At 68.6% G+C, this 16,325-nt stretch carries 11 protein-coding genes; 1 reads left to right on the top strand and 10 read right to left on the bottom strand.

All coding sequences use genetic code 11. The annotated features are described in order from the left end of the window. Window positions 1-20 precede the first annotated feature (20 nt). Window positions 21-782, top strand: coding sequence for an SDR family NAD(P)-dependent oxidoreductase (locus OG390_RS37570; RefSeq protein WP_406174136.1), 762 nt, complete (start codon window positions 21-23; stop codon window positions 780-782). 197 nt (window positions 783-979) lie between these two features. Here the strand turns inward: OG390_RS37570 and OG390_RS37565 are convergent, their stop codons facing one another. From OG390_RS37565 to OG390_RS37520, 10 genes are all read right to left on the bottom strand, one after another. Continuing rightward, window positions 980-1,249, bottom strand: a complete 270-nt coding sequence (locus OG390_RS37565; RefSeq protein ID WP_406174135.1) for a hypothetical protein — start codon at window positions 1,247-1,249, stop codon at window positions 980-982. Between the two features lie 103 nt (window positions 1,250-1,352). Next, window positions 1,353-1,823: a Dps family protein gene (locus OG390_RS37560; RefSeq protein WP_399084525.1), complete on the bottom strand. Its 471-nt coding sequence runs from the start codon at window positions 1,821-1,823 to the stop codon at window positions 1,353-1,355. A gap of 258 nt (window positions 1,824-2,081) precedes the next feature. Continuing rightward, a complete protein-coding gene (locus tag OG390_RS37555; protein ID WP_399084004.1) occupies window positions 2,082-2,453 on the bottom strand; it encodes a helix-turn-helix domain-containing protein in 372 nt (123 codons plus the stop codon). A 109-nt stretch (window positions 2,454-2,562) separates the two neighbouring features. Beyond that, window positions 2,563-3,108, bottom strand: coding sequence for a CinA family protein (locus tag OG390_RS37550; RefSeq protein WP_406174134.1), 546 nt, complete (start codon window positions 3,106-3,108; stop codon window positions 2,563-2,565). Next, window positions 3,105-3,827: a CDP-diacylglycerol--glycerol-3-phosphate 3-phosphatidyltransferase gene (pgsA, locus tag OG390_RS37545; protein WP_406174133.1), complete on the bottom strand. Its 723-nt coding sequence runs from the start codon at window positions 3,825-3,827 to the stop codon at window positions 3,105-3,107. The genes OG390_RS37550 and pgsA overlap by 4 nt, the downstream gene beginning before the upstream one ends. Further along, a complete protein-coding gene (gene rimO / locus OG390_RS37540) occupies window positions 3,824-5,299 on the bottom strand; it encodes a 30S ribosomal protein S12 methylthiotransferase RimO (protein ID WP_406174132.1) in 1,476 nt (491 codons plus the stop codon). The genes pgsA and rimO overlap by 4 nt, the downstream gene beginning before the upstream one ends. Before the next feature lie 92 nt (window positions 5,300-5,391). After that, window positions 5,392-6,246, bottom strand: coding sequence for a helix-turn-helix domain-containing protein (locus tag OG390_RS37535; protein WP_406174130.1), 855 nt, complete (start codon window positions 6,244-6,246; stop codon window positions 5,392-5,394). Between the two features lie 265 nt (window positions 6,247-6,511). After that, window positions 6,512-9,271, bottom strand: a complete 2,760-nt coding sequence (locus OG390_RS37530; RefSeq protein ID WP_406174128.1) for a DNA translocase FtsK — start codon at window positions 9,269-9,271, stop codon at window positions 6,512-6,514. 208 nt (window positions 9,272-9,479) lie between these two features. Then, a complete protein-coding gene (locus tag OG390_RS37525; RefSeq protein ID WP_399083986.1) occupies window positions 9,480-10,163 on the bottom strand; it encodes a two-component system response regulator in 684 nt (227 codons plus the stop codon). A gap of 342 nt (window positions 10,164-10,505) precedes the next feature. Then, window positions 10,506-16,010: a HAMP domain-containing protein gene (locus OG390_RS37520; RefSeq protein WP_406174126.1), complete on the bottom strand. Its 5,505-nt coding sequence runs from the start codon at window positions 16,008-16,010 to the stop codon at window positions 10,506-10,508. Window positions 16,011-16,325 lie beyond the last annotated feature (315 nt).

Raw genomic sequence — 16,325 nt, 5'->3', positions numbered from 1 at the left:
AACGCTCGTACCGTCCCTGCATGCCCCTCAAGGCGTACGACCTCACCGGACGCACCGCATTCATCACCGGCGCCGCCGGCGGCATCGGCCGCGCATCCGCCGTTCTGCTCGCGGAGGCGGGCGCCATCGTCCACTGCGCGGACCGTGACACGCAGGGCCTGCACGAGACGGCGACCCTGATCAAGGACCGGGGCGGCGCCGCCCACACCCACCCGCTCGACGTCACCGACCACGACCAGCTCCACCAGGCCGTCGCCTCGTGCGAACGCCTCGACATCATGGCGGCGGTCGCCGGGATCATGCACAGCAGCCCGGTCCTGGAGACCCGCGACGAGGACCTCGACCGGGTGCTGAGCGTCAACTTCAGGGGCGTGCTGTACGCCTGCCAGGAAGCTGCCCGGCTCATGATCGCGAAGAGCGTCCGCGGCAGCATCATCACGATGGCGTCGGGTGCCATAGACACCGGCGGCCCCGGCCTGTTCTGCTACAGCGCGGCGAAGGCGGCCGTCGTGCAGCTGACGAAGACCCTGGCCACCGAGGTCGGCCCGCACGGCATCCGCGTCAACGCGGTCGCGCCCGGCTGGATCCGTACGCCGATGACCAACCGCCACGGGGAGGCGCAGGCGCACACAGAGGCCTTCATGGCGCGCCTGTCACCGCTCGGCCGGGTCGGTGAGCCCGAGGACATCGCCCACGCCGTGCTCCACCTGGCCTCGGACGCCGCGACGTTCACCACGGGCCAGATCCTCCGCCCCAACGGAGGCGTGGCGATGCCTTGGTAGCGCTGCCCTCACCCGCGTGCCGCCGATCCCGCCCATACGCCCGGGCGCCCTCATACGCCTGGGCACCCCGTATGCCCGGGCGCTCCCCCGAGCCCCCGGCACGCCTGAACGCAGCGCTCCGGCGGGCTCCCGGCCTCCCGTCCTTGACCGCCCCCTCTTCCGCCACGGTCGGCCACGCGCCCCCACCCTCTACTCCGCTACTCCGCGGGCCGCGCACGCCCCCCGCGCTCCGCCCGCCGCCGCCGGGACTCCTGCCAGACCACGCGCCACCGACCCGACCCGGTGGACCCCACCGCCCGGGCCTTCGGCATGCAGTGCACCGGCAGCAGGCTCAGCCCCCATCCCCCGGCCGCGACCGCTCCCTCCAGCACCCCGGCATCGGGCACCAGCGCGAGCCGGAGCACACTCCACCACCACAGCGCGCCGAACCCAAGTGCGGCCCCCCAGCGCACTATCCGCCCTGCCATGGTGCCCACCTCCAGCCCGAGCCCGACGCTAGACCGCGACCTCACGCCCCGGCAGGGCGCACCAGCGGCACACAGGCGCATCCCGGGCAGCACCCGAGGGCGGTCACCCGTTCTCCGCCTGGAACATCCAGTGGTGCTTCTCGAGGTCGGCCGTGATTCCGATGAAAATGTCCTGGCTCACCGGATCCGGGTCCGCGGTCGTCGCCACCCGCTCCCGCATCCGCGTGATCACCGCGCCAAGGGCCTTCACGAGCGTCTTCACGGCGTCGGTGTCCTTGATCCAGCCCTCGGGCGTGGCGCCGATGCCGCTCTTGGCGGCCACGGTCGCGGCCCGGCCGTCCGGCGAGACTCCCAGAGTCGAGGCGCGCTCCGCCACGGTGTCGGAGTGCAGACGCGCACTGTCCACGACCTCGTCGAGCTGGAGATGGATGGAGCGGAAGCGCGGTCCCACCACGTTCCAGTGGACCTGCTTCGCCACGAGGGAGAGGTCCACCAGGTCGACCAGCGCGCCCTGCAGCGCGTCGGCCACGGTCTTCAGGTCCACGTCGGACAGGGGGCTCTTCACGACGTACATCCGCATCCTCCGATGCTGACGATCGCGACCATGACGATGACCGCGACGTACGAATCGATGACGTAACAGCCGGCCATGCGCCGACCGGCCCCCGCCCTGCCTCCACCATGGCCGCCACACCGGATACCGGCAAACGGACCCATACAGGACACCCGTACAACGCAAAGACCCCGGCCGCACTTCTCCGGGTTTCCCCGGAGAAGCCCCGGCCGGGGCTTCGCACAAGATCCTCAGCTCATGAGCGCGAACCCGTGAGCGTCAGGCGGCGACGACGTCGACCGCCTCGGTAGGCGCCTTGATCGTGACCCGTTCCGGTGGCACACCGGTCACCGATACGGAATTGAGCATCGGGCGACGCACCGGTGCGGGCACCGGTTCCGCAGCCGACTGTGCCAGCTCGGCGAGGGCGAGCTCGTCGCTCACTTCCCGCATGAGCTCGGACATCCGTACGTCCAGCGCGTCGCAGATCGCGGAGAGCAGCTCGGAGGATGCCTCCTTCTGCCCCCGCTCCACCTCGGAGAGATAGCCGAGTGAAACTCGGGCGGACGAGGAGACTTCGCGCAGAGTACGGCCCTGGCGCTGGCGCTGCCGACGCAGCACGTCACCCAGTAGGCGACGGAGCAGAATCATCGGTGGCTCCCTCCTCGGACCGCGTAGCCGCATCCTTCACGCCCCACCGTACCGCCTTGCGCCGCGGCCGTGCGGGGAGCGATGTCGTGTTCACTCAGGGCTGCAAACATCAAAACCCCCCGTTCTGTTCCGTATCCTGTGCCCGCTCATTCCCAGTCTGTTCGCTCGCAAGCCCCCTCAGGAGCAGTGCGAGTACGCTCCGTACACTCTCCATACGGATTTCCGCCCGGTCGCCGTTCAACCTCAGCGGTGTCACTTTCCCGCCACCGGCAGGATGAAAAGATGCTTGGGACGGTCCGTCGACGGCCACGAAGACCGTGCCCACCGGCTGTCCGTCCTGGGGTTCGGGACCGGCGACACCCGTGGTCGCGATTCCCCAGTCCGCACCGAGAGCCTTGCGCACACCGACCGCCATCTGGGCCGCGACCTGCGGATCCACCGCACCGCGCTCGGCCAGCAGAGTGGCGTCGACGCCGAGCAGCTCGTGCTTGAGCTCAGTGGCGTACGCGGTCACGGAGCCGCGGAAGACCTGGGAGGCACCCGGCACCGCGGTGATCTCCGCCGCCACCAGACCACCGGTGAGCGACTCGGCAACGGCGAGCGTCTCGCCCTTCACCATGAGTAGTCGCACCACATCAGTGGCCAGGGAACTCACCGCTCCGCCTCCTCGGCCGCCGCGCGTCGCTCGGCGATGCCGCGCCTGCGCAGCACAATGGCCTGTCTCACATAGTCGAGCCCGGTGACCACGGTCAGAACGACCGCCACGGCCATCACCCAGAACCTCAAGGTGGCCAGCGGCCCCGTCAGTGCCAGCACATACATCCCGACGGCCGTGCCCTGGGCCAGCGTCTTCATCTTGCCGCCGCGGCTCGCCGGGATGACCCCGTAACGGATCACCAGGAAGCGCAGCAGGGTGATGCCGAGCTCGCGCCCGAGGATCACGCCCGTCACCCACCAGGGCAGATCACCGAGGTAGGACAGACAGATCAGCGCCGCTCCCATGATCGCCTTGTCGGCGATGGGGTCGGCGATCTTCCCGAAGTCGGTGACCAGGTTGTACGTGCGCGCCAGATGGCCGTCGAAGATGTCGGTGATCATGGCTACGGCGAAGGCCGCCCAGGCCCATGCGCGCATGGCGGGGTCGTACCCGCCGTCGGCCAGCATCAGCGCCACGAAGCCCGGCACGAGGACGAGCCGGATCATGGTCAGGATGTTGGCGATGTTCCAGAGGCTGGCCTGGTTGACGGCCGCAGCGCCCAGCTTCCCGCCCCGCGCCGGCTTCGCGCCCCCCGGAGCACCGGATGCGCCGGGAGCGCCCGCCGCACCTTTCGCGCTGGAGGAGCCGCCCGCCGCGGATGCCGGGGCTCCGGTCATCTGGCCGCCTCCTCAGTACACGGGAGCGAGCCCAGGAGCGGCTCGGCCACCAGGTCGACACCTTCCGTACCGACCACCTTGGCCTCGACGATACGGCCGACGGTCAAACCCTCGCCGCTCGTGAACAGCACCTGGCCGTCCGTCTCCGGCGCCTGGTGGGCGGCACGGCCGACCGCGCCCTCCTCGTCATCGATCGACTCGACGAGCACCTGCACGGTCTCCCCGACACGCTCCTCGGCACGCTGCGCGACCAGCTCCTCGGCGAGCCGGGACACGCGCGCGAGGCGCTCGGCGACAACGTCCTCATCGAGCTTGTTCTCGTACGTCGCCGCCTCGGTGCCCTCCTCGTCGGAGTACCCGAAGACGCCGATCGCGTCGAGGCGCGCACCCGTGAGGAAGCGCTCCAGCTCCGCAAGATCGGCCTCGGACTCGCCAGGGAAGCCCACGATGAAGTTGGACCGCACGCCGGCCTGCGGGGCCTTGGCGCGGATGGTGTCGAGAAGCTCCAAAAAGCGGTCGGTGTCGCCGAAGCGCCGCATGGAGCGCAGCACGTCGGGCGCGGAGTGCTGGAAGGACAGGTCGAAGTAGGGCACAACATTCGGCGTCGAGGTCAGGACGTCGATCAGTCCCGGGCGCATCTCGGCCGGCTGCAGATAGCTGACCCGCACGCGCTCGACGCCGCCGATCTCGGCGAGCTCGGGCAGCAGGGTCTCGAGGAGGCGGATGTCGCCCAGGTCCTTGCCGTACGAGGTGTTGTTCTCGGAGACCAGCATGATCTCCTTGACGCCCTGCTCGGCGAGCCAGCGGGCCTCGTTCAGTACGTCGCTGGGGCGGCGTGAGATGAACGAGCCACGGAAGGACGGGATGGCGCAGAAGGAGCAGCGCCGGTCGCAGCCCGAGGCGAGCTTCACCGAGGCCACGGGCGAGCCGTCGAGGCGGCGCCGCAGGGGCGCGCGGGGGCCGGACACCGGAGCCACGCCTTCGGGGAGGTCCGAGGGGGTGCCGTGGCCGGGAAGAGCCACTTCCTCGCCGGCGCTCTGCCGCTCGGCCGGGCTGATCGGCAGCAGCTTCCGCCGGTCGCGCGGGGTGTGGGAGGCGTGGATGCCGCCGTTCAGGATGGTCTGGAGGCGGTCGGAGATGTCGGCGTAGTCGTCGAAGCCGAGCACGCCGTCGGCCTCGGGCAGCGCTTCGGCGAGCTCCTTGCCGTACCGCTCGGCCATGCAGCCCACCGCCACGACGGCCTGGGTTCTGCCATGCCCCTTGAGGTCATTGGCTTCGAGGAGGGCGTCGACGGAGTCCTTCTTGGCGGCCTCGACGAAGCCACACGTGTTGACGACAGCGACGTCCGCTTCCTCGGCGTCCTCCACGAGTTGCCAGCCGTCCGCCTCCAAGCGGCCTGCGAGCTCCTCCGAGTCCACCTCGTTACGGGCGCAGCCAAGGGTGACGAGTGCGACGGTACGGCGTTCAGGCATGGGCTCAAGACTACTTTGTCTCACTGACAGCCCACGTCGACGGGGTTGGCCGATCTTGGCCAACCCCGTACCAGCACGCCCCTTCGGACCGTTTATCCGACCTGGGGGTCGCCCTTTGTATACGTGAGGCGCTCGACCGCGCCGGGCTGGAAGTCGTCCTCGATCTTCTTGCCGTTCACGTAGAGCTGGATCGCGCCGGCGTCACCGAGGATGAGGTTGATCTTCGAGCTGTCCTGGAAGGTCTTGGACTCGCCCTGCTTCAGCAGCCCGTCGAAGAGCATGCGGCCGTTGTGGTCCTTGGCGGAGATCCAGCTGCGTCCGTCCGCGGCGCTGACCTGCACGGTCACCTTGTCCTGCGGGGCGGCCGCGATGGCGCTGTCGGACGGGGCCGGCTTCGGGTCGGCGGGCCTGGTCTCGGTCGGCTTGGTCACGGGCTTGCTGGTGGTCGGCGTGGACCCCTCGGCGACCTGCGTCTTCGTGTCGTCCCCGCTGTCGCTGCCCTTGACCACCGTGAACCCGACGAAGCCGATCACCGCGACGATCGCGGCGACCATGGCGGCGGTCCAGTTCGGCCCGCGCCGCTCGGGACGGATACGTTCCGCCTCGAAGAGCGGGGCGGCCGGCGTCGGTGCGGGGCGCCCGCCGTGCTCGAGGTCGTAGCGGGCGAGCAGCGGGGCCGGATCGAGGCGCACGGCGCGTGCCAGGGTCCGGATGTGACCGCGCGCGTAGACGTCGCCGCCACAGGGGGCGAAGTCGTCCTGCTCGATCGCTTGGACGATGGCGATGCGGACCCGGGTGGCGTTGCTGACTTCGTCGACGGTCAGCCCGGCCTCGATGCGTGCCTGCCGCAGGGCACGGCCGATCGAAAACTGCTCGGCCGCACGGTCGTCTTCGAACGGACGCTCGTCTTCAGGGGAGTTGCCGTCAGGGGAGTTGCCGATGGACACGGGGGCGCCTTTCGAGCGTGTAGCCACCTGTGCTGGAAGTTCAGTCTAGGGGGGGTACGAAAGGGTGGGGCAACCGGGCGGTAGCACTTTGTACGCCATCAGAATGGCCGGTCATCCTGATGCTGGGACATGTACGTGTCCCCTCGCTCAACTTGACGTACGACGGAGGGAAACGGTTGCTCGCCGATCACTTACGGGTGAGTCACGTTCGATTACTTTATTGTCGTCGACCCACCCGCGGCGTGACCGACCTGTCCCGTTTTCCTTACGCTTCAGCTTCCCCACGAATCACGGCGAGCACTCCATCCAGCTCGTCAGCCTTCACAAGAACGTCACGTGCCTTGGAGCCCTCGCTGGGGCCGACGATCCCGCGGGACTCCATGAGGTCCATCAGCCGTCCGGCCTTGGCGAATCCGACGCGCAGCTTGCGCTGGAGCATCGAGGTGGACCCGAACTGCGAAGTGACGACCAGCTCGGCAGCGGCACACAGCAGATCGAGGTCGTCACCGATGTCCTCGTCGATCTCCTTCTTCTGCTTGCTGCCGACGGTGACGTCGTCCCGGAAGACCGGCGCCATCTGGTCCTTGCAGTGCTGGACGATCGCCGCGACCTCGTCCTCGGTGACGAAGGCGCCCTGCATACGGGTGGGTTTGTTGGCCCCCATCGGCAGGAAGAGCCCGTCGCCCTTGCCGATCAGCTTCTCGGCACCCGGCTGGTCGAGGATGACCCGGCTGTCGGCGAGTGAGGAGGTGGCGAACGCGAGCCTGGAGGGCACGTTCGCCTTGATCAGACCGGTGACGACGTCGACGGAGGGCCGCTGTGTGGCGAGCACCAGGTGGATGCCGGCCGCACGCGCGAGCTGAGTGATGCGCACGATCGCGTCCTCGACGTCGCGCGGCGCGACCATCATCAGGTCCGCCAGCTCATCGACGATCACCAGCAGGTACGGGTACGGCGAAAGCTCACGCTCACTGCCCTCGGGCAGCTTCACCTTGCCGTTCCTGATGGCCTCGTTGAAGTCGTCGATGTGCCGGTAGCCGAACGCCGCGAGGTCGTCGTAGCGCAGGTCCATCTCCCGCACGACCCACTGCAGCGCCTCGGCGGCCCGCTTCGGGTTGGTGATGATCGGAGTGATCAGGTGCGGGATGCCCTCGTACGCGGTCAGCTCGACCCGCTTGGGGTCGACGAGGACCATCCGCACGTCCTCGGGGGTCGCGCGGACCATGACGGACGTAATCAGGCAGTTAATGCACGAGGATTTACCGGAACCAGTGGCTCCGGCGACGAGCACGTGCGGCATCTTCGCGAGGTTGGCCATCACATAGCCGCCCTCGACGTCCTTGCCCAGCGCGACCAGCATCGGGTGGTCGTCCTCGGCCGCGTCCGCGAGCCGCAGCACGTCACCGAGGTTGACCATCTCGCGGTCGGTGTTCGGGATCTCGATGCCGACCGCCGACTTGCCGGGGATCGGGCTGATGATCCGCACGTCGGGGCTGGCGACGGCGTACGCGATGTTCTTGGTGAGCGCCGTGATCCGCTCGACCTTCACTGCGGGGCCGAGCTCGACCTCGTAGCGCGTGACCGTCGGACCGCGTGTGAAGCCGGTGACGGCGGCGTCGACCTTGAACTCCATGAAGACGTTCTGGAGCGAGGCGACCACAGCGTCGTTGGCGGCGCTGCGCGTCTTGCCAGGACCGCCGCGCTCGAGCAGGTCGAGCGACGGCAGGGAGTAGGTGATGTCGCCGGACAGCTGGAGCTGCTCGGCGCGCGGGGGGAGCTCGCGCGGCCCGTCGGGCGCGGCCTTGGTGAGGTCGGGCACGACGGTCTCGACCGGCAGGGCCTCCTGCTTGGGCGGCTTGGAGCTCTTGGTGCGCGCGGCCGGTACCGGCGTCGTCTCCTCGTACCCGTCGCGCTCCACGGAGACGCCCTGCGTCAGATCGGCGACCAGCGGCGAGGGCGGCATGCCGTGCAGCACGGCACCGTCGAGCGCGGCAGCGGCTGCCGCGGCGACGTCCACCGCGTCCATCGGCCGATGCATGTCGGGTTGCTGCACCGCGGGCCGCCTGGGGCGGCCCCGGCGCTTGGTGAGCGCCTCCTGCTCGGCACTGTCGGGATCGTACGTCTCGGGGGCGCGCGAGCGCCGCCGCGAGCGCGCGGGGAGCGCCTCGCGCCACTGCTCGTCATAACGCTCGTCGTCCTCGCCGAACTCGTCCTCATCGACGTCGGCCTGAACGATGCCCAGCTTCTGCCCCAGGAGCCGCAGCCGCTGCGGAATCGCGTTGACCGGAGTCGCCGTGACGACCAGCAGCCCGAAGATGGTGAGCAGCACGAGAAGTGGCACGGCCAGGACGTCACCCATCGTGTACGTCAGGGGGGTGGACGCGCCCCAGCCGATGAGTCCGCCGGCGTCCCTTATCGCCTGCATGCCGTCGCTGCGCGCGGGCGCCCCGCACGCGATGTGAACCTGGCCGAGCACACCGATCACGAGCGCGGACAGGCCGATCACGATGCGGCCGTTGGCCTCGGGCTTCTCGGGGTGCCGGATGAGCCGGGCCGCGATGACGCCGAGCAGTATCGGGACGAGCAGGTCGAGACGGCCGAAGGCGCCGGTCACCAGCAGCTCGACGAGGTCACCCACGGGGCCCCGCAGATTGGACCACGTACCCGCTGCGACGATCAGCGCGAGGCCGAGCAGCAGGAGCGCGAGACCGTCCTTACGGTGCGCCGGGTCGAGTCCCTTCGCGCCGCGCCCTATGCCGCGGAACATCGCCCCGACGGCGTGCGCGATGCCCAGCCACACGGCGCGTACGAGTTTGTACACGCCCGCGGTCGGGTTGGGCGCCGGCGCGGGAGCGGCCTTCTTCGCCGCGGCCTTCTTGGCGGGCGCCTTCTTGGCGGCTGCCTTCTTGGCGGGCGCCTTCTTGGCGGCTGCCTTTTTCGCGGGGGCCTTCTTCGCCGGAGCCTTCGTCGGAGCGGCCGCCTTCTTCGCGGGCGGCTTCTTGGCTGCGGACTGACGTGAGGCCATGTGTGTGAGGTTACCGGTGGAGACGACAGCGGACACGTGTGCCCAGTGCTTCACCCGTTCGTGTCGCCCTTGCCGAGGACCGAAACTGACGTCGGCTCACACGGGACGCAGAGCTCGGTGGCGCCCAGTTCCGCGACTGCAGCGCCCAGTTCTGCTGAAGCGACACTCACTTCTGCTGGAGCAGCCCTCAGTTCCGCTGGAGCAGCACTCAGCTCTGCGACGGCACCGAAGGTGCGCCGCTCCCCGTGCCCGGCTCCAGGGCGTCCAGCGCCCTGCGCAATCCCGTGAGTTTGCGTTCGAGATGGGCTGCGGTCGCCACCGCCGCCGCGTCGGCCGAGTCGTCGTCGAGCTGCTTGGACAGCGCCTCGGCCTGCTCCTCAACGGCCGCGAGCCGCGCGGAGAGTTCGGCGAGGAGTCCGGCGGGCTCCTTGGTGTCGCCGAGCGCCGCCTTGCCGCCCCCCTCCAGCTGGAGCCGCAGCAGGGCCGCCTGCTCCCGGAGTTGGCAGTTCTTCATGTAGAGCTCGACGAAGACGGAGACCTTCGCGCGCAGCACCCACGGGTCGAACGGCTTGGAGATGTAGTCCACCGCACCCGCTGCGTACCCCCGGAAGGTGTGATGCGGGCCGTGGTTGATCGCGGTGAGGAAGATGATCGGGATGTCCCGGGTCCGTTCTCGCCGCTTGATGTGCGCGGCGGTTTCGAAACCGTCCATGCCCGGCATCTGGACGTCCAGCAGAATGACCGCGAAGTCGTCCGTGAGCAGTGCTTTGAGCGCTTCCTCCCCGGACGATGCCCGTACCAGTGTCTGATCGAGCGCGGAGAGGATCGCCTCCAGCGCCAACAGATTCTCCGGCCGGTCATCGACCAGGAGGATCTTGGCCTTCTGCACCATGGCCCGCCCTCCTCGCCCCGGCATGGGGCCTCCCCTGTCCGCAGGACTTGGGGAAGCACCGGACGCCGCCCCAGGGGACGACTCCCTTGCGCCGCCCGTCCTTGTGCCGGTCATGGTAGCCGCACCCCGCCTGTCGCCACACCCTGTCACCGCGATGTCACTGTGCACGTAGCAGAAACGTAGCGGGAGACCAGAAGGTTCCCCGAATCCCGCACTTCTACACGGCCTCGGCCACAGTCAGTTATCCGACGCCGGGCCCGTCGCGCCACCGGTTCGGCGCGCCCGCCCGGCGCTCCGGTCGCTGACACCGCGTAGCGACCGGACTCGCCGGACATCAGTCTGTCACTCCTCACGCATCCACTGCTCCATCACAGAGAGCAGGTGATCGGGATCGACCGGTTTCGTCACGTAGTCGGAGGCGCCCGACTCGATGGCCTTCTCCCGGTCGCCCTTCATCGCCTTCGCCGTGAGCGCGATGATCGGCAGTCCGGCGAACTGCGGCATCCGGCGAATCGCCGTCGTCGTCGCATAACCATCCATCTCGGGCATCATGATGTCCATCAGGACAACCGTCACATCATCGTGTTGCTCCAGGACTTCGATGCCCTCGCGGCCGTTCTCGGCGTACAGCACCGAGAGCCCGTGCTGCTCGAGGACGCTGGTCAGCGCGAACACATTACGGATGTCGTCGTCGACGATCAGCACCTTCTCGCCCTCGAACCGGATGCCGCGGCGCGGATGCGGCTCCGCGTCCTGCCGGCCCGCGGCCGCCCATTGCTCCTGGGCCGCCCCCGCGGCGCCGTTCGGCTGCCCCGGCCCCGGCAGGGCGCTGCGCTGCTCGACCGCGGACACCGCCCTGCGGCGCCTCCTGAAGAGCGCGGCGGGCCCGTTCTGTGTCTCCCGGTACGACTTCACCTCGGCCGGCGTCTCGATGTCGGCGCCGGACAGCTCCGCCTCGGAGGCCAGCAGTTCCCCGGCCTCCAGCGCCGGCGCGAGCTGCCCGTATCCCTGCGGCGGCAGTTCGCTCGGGTGCAGCGGCAAATACAGCGTGAACGTCGAGCCGCGCCCCGGCTCGCTCTGCGCGTGGATCTCACCGCCCAGCAGCCGCGCGATCTCCCGCGAGATGGACAGCCCCAGCCCCGTACCGCCGTACTTCCGGCTCGTCGTGCCGTCCGCCTGCTTGAAGGCCTCGAAAATGACTCGCATCTTGCTGGCCGCGATCCCGATGCCGGTGTCCGTCACGGAGAACGCGGTCAGATCGGCGTCCGCGTCCCGCAGCGAACCGGACTCCAGGAGCTGCTCCCGGATGGCCACCGGAACGTCCGCACCGGCGGGCCTGATCACCAATTCGACCGCTCCGGAGTCGGTGAACTTCACCGCGTTGGAGAGCAGGTTGCGCAGCACCTGGAGGAGCCGCTGTTCGTCGGTGTGCAGTGTGGCGGGCAGTTCCGGCGACACGCGTACGGAGAAATCGAGACCCTTCTCCGCCGTCAGCGGACGGAAAGTGGCCTCTACGTAGTCGACGAGTTGGACCAGCGCGATGCGGGTCGGCGACACGTCCATCTTGCCCGCCTCGACCTTCGACAGGTCGAGGATGTCGTTGATCAGCTGGAGCAGGTCAGAGCCGGCGCCGTGGATCGTCTCGGCGAACTCGACCTGCTTCGGGGTGAGGTTCGTGTCCGCGTTGTCGGCGAGCAGCTTGGCCAGGATCAGCAGGGAGTTGAGCGGCGTACGCAGCTCGTGCGACATGTTCGCCAGGAACTCGCTCTTGTAGCGCATGGAGACCGCGAGCTGCTCGGCACGCTCCTCCAGGACCTGCCGGGCTTCCTCGATCTCGGTGTTCTTCACCTCGATGTCGCGGTTCTGCTGGGCCAGCAGCTCGGCCTTCTCCTCCAGCTCCGCGTTCGAGTCCTGGAGTGCCTTCTGCCGGTTCTCCAACTCCGCCGAACGCTCGCGCAGTTGCTCGGTGAGCTCCTGCGACTGGCGGAGCAGCACCTCCGTCTTGGTGTTGACGGAGATGGTGTTGACGCTCGTCGCGATCATCTCGGCGATCTGGTTCAGGAAGTCCTTCTGGATCTGCGTGAACGGTGTGAAGGACGCCAGCTCGATGACACCGAGCACGGTCCCTTCGAAGAGCACCGGAAGCACGATGACCTGTGCCGGGGGCGCCTCGCCGAGCCCGGAGGAGATCTTCAGATAGCCGCTCGGCGCGTTCTCCACGAGGATCGTGCGCTTCTCCTGGGCCGCCGTCCCGATCAGCGCCTCACCGGGCCGGAAGGACGTCGGCATGGAGCCCATCGAATAGCCGTACGAGCCGAGCATGCGCAGCTCGTACGCGTCCTCGTCGTTGCCCGCCTCCTTGCCGTCGACCAGCGGCATGGAGAGGAAGAACGCACCGTGCTGCGCGGAGACGACCGGTGTCAGCTCGCTCATGATCAGCGAGGCCACGTCGTCGAGGTCGCGCCGGCCCTGCATCAGGGCGGAGATGCGCGCGAGGTTGCCCTTCAGCCAGTCCTGCTCCTTGTTGGCGATGGTGGTGTCGCGCAGGTTGGCGATCATCTTGTTGATGTAGTCCTGAAGTTCCTGGATCTCGCCGGAGGCGTCCACGTCGATCTTCAGGTTCAGGTCGCCACGGGTCACCGCGGTCGCCACGCGCGCGATGGCGCGCACCTGCCGGGTCAGGTTCCCGGCCATCTCGTTCACCGACTCGGTGAGGTCGCGCCAGGTACCGTCGACGTCGCGTACGCGCGCCTGGCCGCCCAACTGCCCTTCGGTGCCCACCTCGCGGGCCACTCGAGTGACCTCCTCGGCGAAGGACGACAGCTGGTCGACCATCGTGTTGATGGTGGTCTTCAGCTCCAGGATCTCGCCGCGCGCGTCAATGTCGATCTTCTTGGTCAGGTCGCCCTTGGCGATGGCCGTGGTGACCATCGCGATGTTGCGCACCTGGCCGGTCAGGTTGGACGCCATCCCGTTCACGGACTCGGTGAGGTCCTTCCATGTACCGGACACGCCCGGCACGCGCGCCTGGCCGCCGAGGATGCCGTCCGTGCCCACCTCGCGGGCCACCCGGGTGACCTGGTCGGCGAACGAACTCAGCGTCTTCACCATGGTGTTGACGGTGTCGGCGAGCTGGGCGACCTCGCCACTCGCCTCGACCGTGACCTTCTTGGTGAGGTCGCCGTTGGCCACCGCCGTCGCGACCTGCGAGATGTTCCGCACCTGGTTGGTCAGGTTGTTGGCCATCACGTTGACGTTGTCGCTCAGGTCCTTCCAGATGCCCGTGACACCCGGCACCCGCGCCTGACCGCCCAGGTTGCCCTCGGTGCCCACCTCGCGGGCCACCCGAGTCACCTGCTCGGCGAAGTTGGACAGCTGGTCGACCATCGTGTTGACGGTGGTGACGAGTTCGAGGATCTCGCCCTTGGCGTCGACGGTGATCTTCTTCGACAGGTCGCCCTTCGCGACCGCCGTCGTGACCTCGGCGATGTTGCGCACCTGAATGGTCAGGTTGTTCGCCATGAAGTTCACGGACTGGGTGAGGTCCTTCCAGGTGCCGGAGACACCCTGCACCTCGGCCTGCCCGCCGAGCATGCCCTCCGTGCCCACCTCTCGGGCCACCCGCGTGACCTGCTCGGCGAAGTTCGAGAGCTGGTCGACCATCGTGTTGAGGGTGTTCTTCAGCTCCAGGATCTCGCCGCGCGCGTCCACATCGATCTTCTGCGACAGGTCACCCCGGGCCACCGCCGTCGCGACCTGCGCGATGTTCCGCACCTGGGCGGTGAGGTTGCCCGCCATGCCGTTCACGGAGTCCGTCAGATCGCGCCACACGCCGGCGACGCCCGGCACCTGCGCCTGGCCGCCGAGGCGACCTTCCGTACCCACCTCGCGGGCGACCCTGGTCACCTGGTCGGCGAAGGCGGAGAGCTGGTCGACCATCGTGTTGATGGTGTTCTTCAGCTCCAGGATCTCGCCGCGCGCGTCCACATCGATCTTCTGCGACAGGTCACCGCGGGCCACCGCCGTCGTGACCTGCGCGATCTGCCGCACCTGCGAAGTCAGGTTCCCCGCCATGAAGTTGACGGAGTCGGTGAGTTCCTTCCAGGTGCCCGACACACCGTCCACGCGGGCCTGACCGCCGAGGCGGCCCTCCGTACCCACGTCACGGGCCATCCGTGTCACCTGGTCGGCGAACGAGGAGAGCTGGTCCACCATCGTGTTCACGGTGTTCTTCAGCTGGAGCATCTCGCCGGAGACATCGACCGTGACCTTCTGCGACAGATCCCCGTTGGCGACCGCCGTCGTCACCTGCGCGATGTTGCGCACCTGGCCGGTGAGGTTCCGGAACGCCGTGTTGACGGAGTCCGTCAGGTCCTTCCACGTTCCCGCCGCGCCCGGCACCTGTGCCTGGCCGCCCAGTTCACCCTCGACACCGACCTCGCGCGCCACGCGCGTGACCTCGGCGCCGAACGCCGACAGCTGGTCGACCATCGTGTTGACGGTGTTCTTGAGCTCCAGCATCTCGCCGGCGACATCGACAGTGACCTTCTGGGAGAGGTCACCGTTGGCCACGGCCGTGGTCACCGCGGCGATGTCGCGCACCTGGGTCGTGAGGTTCCGGAAGACCGTGTTGACGGAGTCCGTCAGGTCCTTCCAGGTCCCCGCCGCGCCCGGCACATTCGCCTGGCCACCGAGCCGCCCCTCGCCGCCGACCTCGTTGGCCACCCGCGTGACCTCGTCCGCGAACGTCCGCAGCGTCTCGGTCATCTGGTTGATCGTCTCGGCGAGCTGCGCGACCTCGCCGCGTGCGGAAACCGTCACCTTCTGCGACAGGTCACCGCTGGCGACCGCCGTCGTCACCTGCGCGATCCCGCGCACCTGGGCCGTGAGGTTTCCGGCCATGAGGTTCACCGAATCGGTGAGGTCCTTCCACACACCGGCCACACCGGGCACCTGTGCCTGACCGCCCAGCTCACCCTCGGTGCCCACCTCACGCGCGACTCGCGTCACCTCGGAGGAGAAGGAGGACAGCTGGTCCACCATCGTGTTGACGGTGTTCTTGAGCTCGAGCATCTCGCCGGCCACGTGAACCGTGACCTTCCGGGACAAGTCACCCTTGGCGACCGCCGTGGTCACGAGAGCGATGTCACGCACCTGGGCCGTCAGCCGGTACGCCATGGTGTTGACCGAATCCGTGAGATCCTTCCACGAACCGGACATCCCGCGCACCCGCGCCTGACCGCCCAACTTGCCCTCGGTGCCCACCTCGCTCGCCACCCGCGTGACCTCGTCGGTGAACGTCGACAGCTGGTCGACCAGATTGTTGACCGTCCGCCCGACCTTGAGGAACTCCCCGCGCAGCGGATGCCCGTTGCCGTCGGCCGCCTGAGCCCGCAGCTCCATGCGGGGCGACAAGTCGCCCTCCGCGACCGCGGACAGCACCCGGCCGACCTCGGACACAGGCCGTACGAGATCGTCGACGAGCGCGTTCGAGGCGTCGATCGCCGCTGCCCACGAGCCCTCGCAGGCGCCCGCCTCCAGCCGCTCCGTGAGTTTTCCCTCACGTCCCACCATGCGACGTACGCGCGACAACTCACCCGTGAGGTGCAAATTTCGGTCGGCCACTTCATTGAAGACCGCCGCGATCTCGGACATCACTCCGTCGCCGGAGGCCGTGAGCCGCTTGCGGAAGTTGCCGTCCCGCATCGACACCAGGGCTGCCAGCAACCGGTTCAGGGCCGCCGTGTCCACCTCGGTGGTGCCATTGCGCGGTGTGCGCTCGTTGTTCAGGGACTGTCCGCCTTTCGCGCGCGTCTTAGTGCCCCGCGTCGCTGCGCCAGACTCCACTGTGTCCCTCCCGCAAGGGTCGACCATTACTGCTCGGCGTACTCGGGTACTTCTGCTCGGCGTGCCGGAAGGCACTCAGCCTGCCCGAACCGTCTCTTGGAGCTTGCCCAGTGTTTCACCCTGGTTGAACCAGGCCATAACAGTTCGGCAGCTTCGCACATCGTCCGCACACCCTCCGGACGGAAACACAGCCGACCGGCATCCGCATGGACGGCGAAGGTAAGTAACCTTGCATGCGGCTGTCCAGCCGTGCCGGTCCCGTCCGGCCTGGGCGGTGGCACGAGCACGAGCGGGCAGGCATCGGAGGGGCGCCGC

The sequence above is a fragment of the Streptomyces sp. NBC_00996 genome (assembly GCF_045162675.1).
Taxonomy (GTDB): Bacteria; Actinomycetota; Actinomycetes; order Streptomycetales; family Streptomycetaceae; genus Streptomyces.
The sequence above is the reverse complement of the archived record's forward strand: the minus strand, read 5'-3'. Positions and strand labels throughout refer to the sequence as shown.

Excerpts from the sequence above, each read along its gene's own strand:
- OG390_RS37570 (WP_406174136.1), top strand. The coding sequence starts at position 21 with ATGCCCCTCAAGGCGTACGACCTCACCGGACGCACCGCATTCATCACC.
- OG390_RS37565 (WP_406174135.1), bottom strand. The coding sequence starts at position 1,249 with ATGGCAGGGCGGATAGTGCGCTGGGGGGCCGCACTTGGGTTCGGCGCG.
- OG390_RS37560 (WP_399084525.1), bottom strand. The coding sequence starts at position 1,823 with ATGTACGTCGTGAAGAGCCCCCTGTCCGACGTGGACCTGAAGACCGTG.
- OG390_RS37555 (WP_399084004.1), bottom strand. The coding sequence starts at position 2,453 with ATGATTCTGCTCCGTCGCCTACTGGGTGACGTGCTGCGTCGGCAGCGC.
- pgsA (WP_406174133.1), bottom strand. The coding sequence starts at position 3,827 with ATGACCGGAGCCCCGGCATCCGCGGCGGGCGGCTCCTCCAGCGCGAAA.
- rimO (WP_406174132.1), bottom strand. The coding sequence starts at position 5,299 with ATGCCTGAACGCCGTACCGTCGCACTCGTCACCCTTGGCTGCGCCCGT.
- OG390_RS37530 (WP_406174128.1), bottom strand. The coding sequence starts at position 9,271 with ATGGCCTCACGTCAGTCCGCAGCCAAGAAGCCGCCCGCGAAGAAGGCG.
- OG390_RS37525 (WP_399083986.1), bottom strand. The coding sequence starts at position 10,163 with ATGGTGCAGAAGGCCAAGATCCTCCTGGTCGATGACCGGCCGGAGAAT.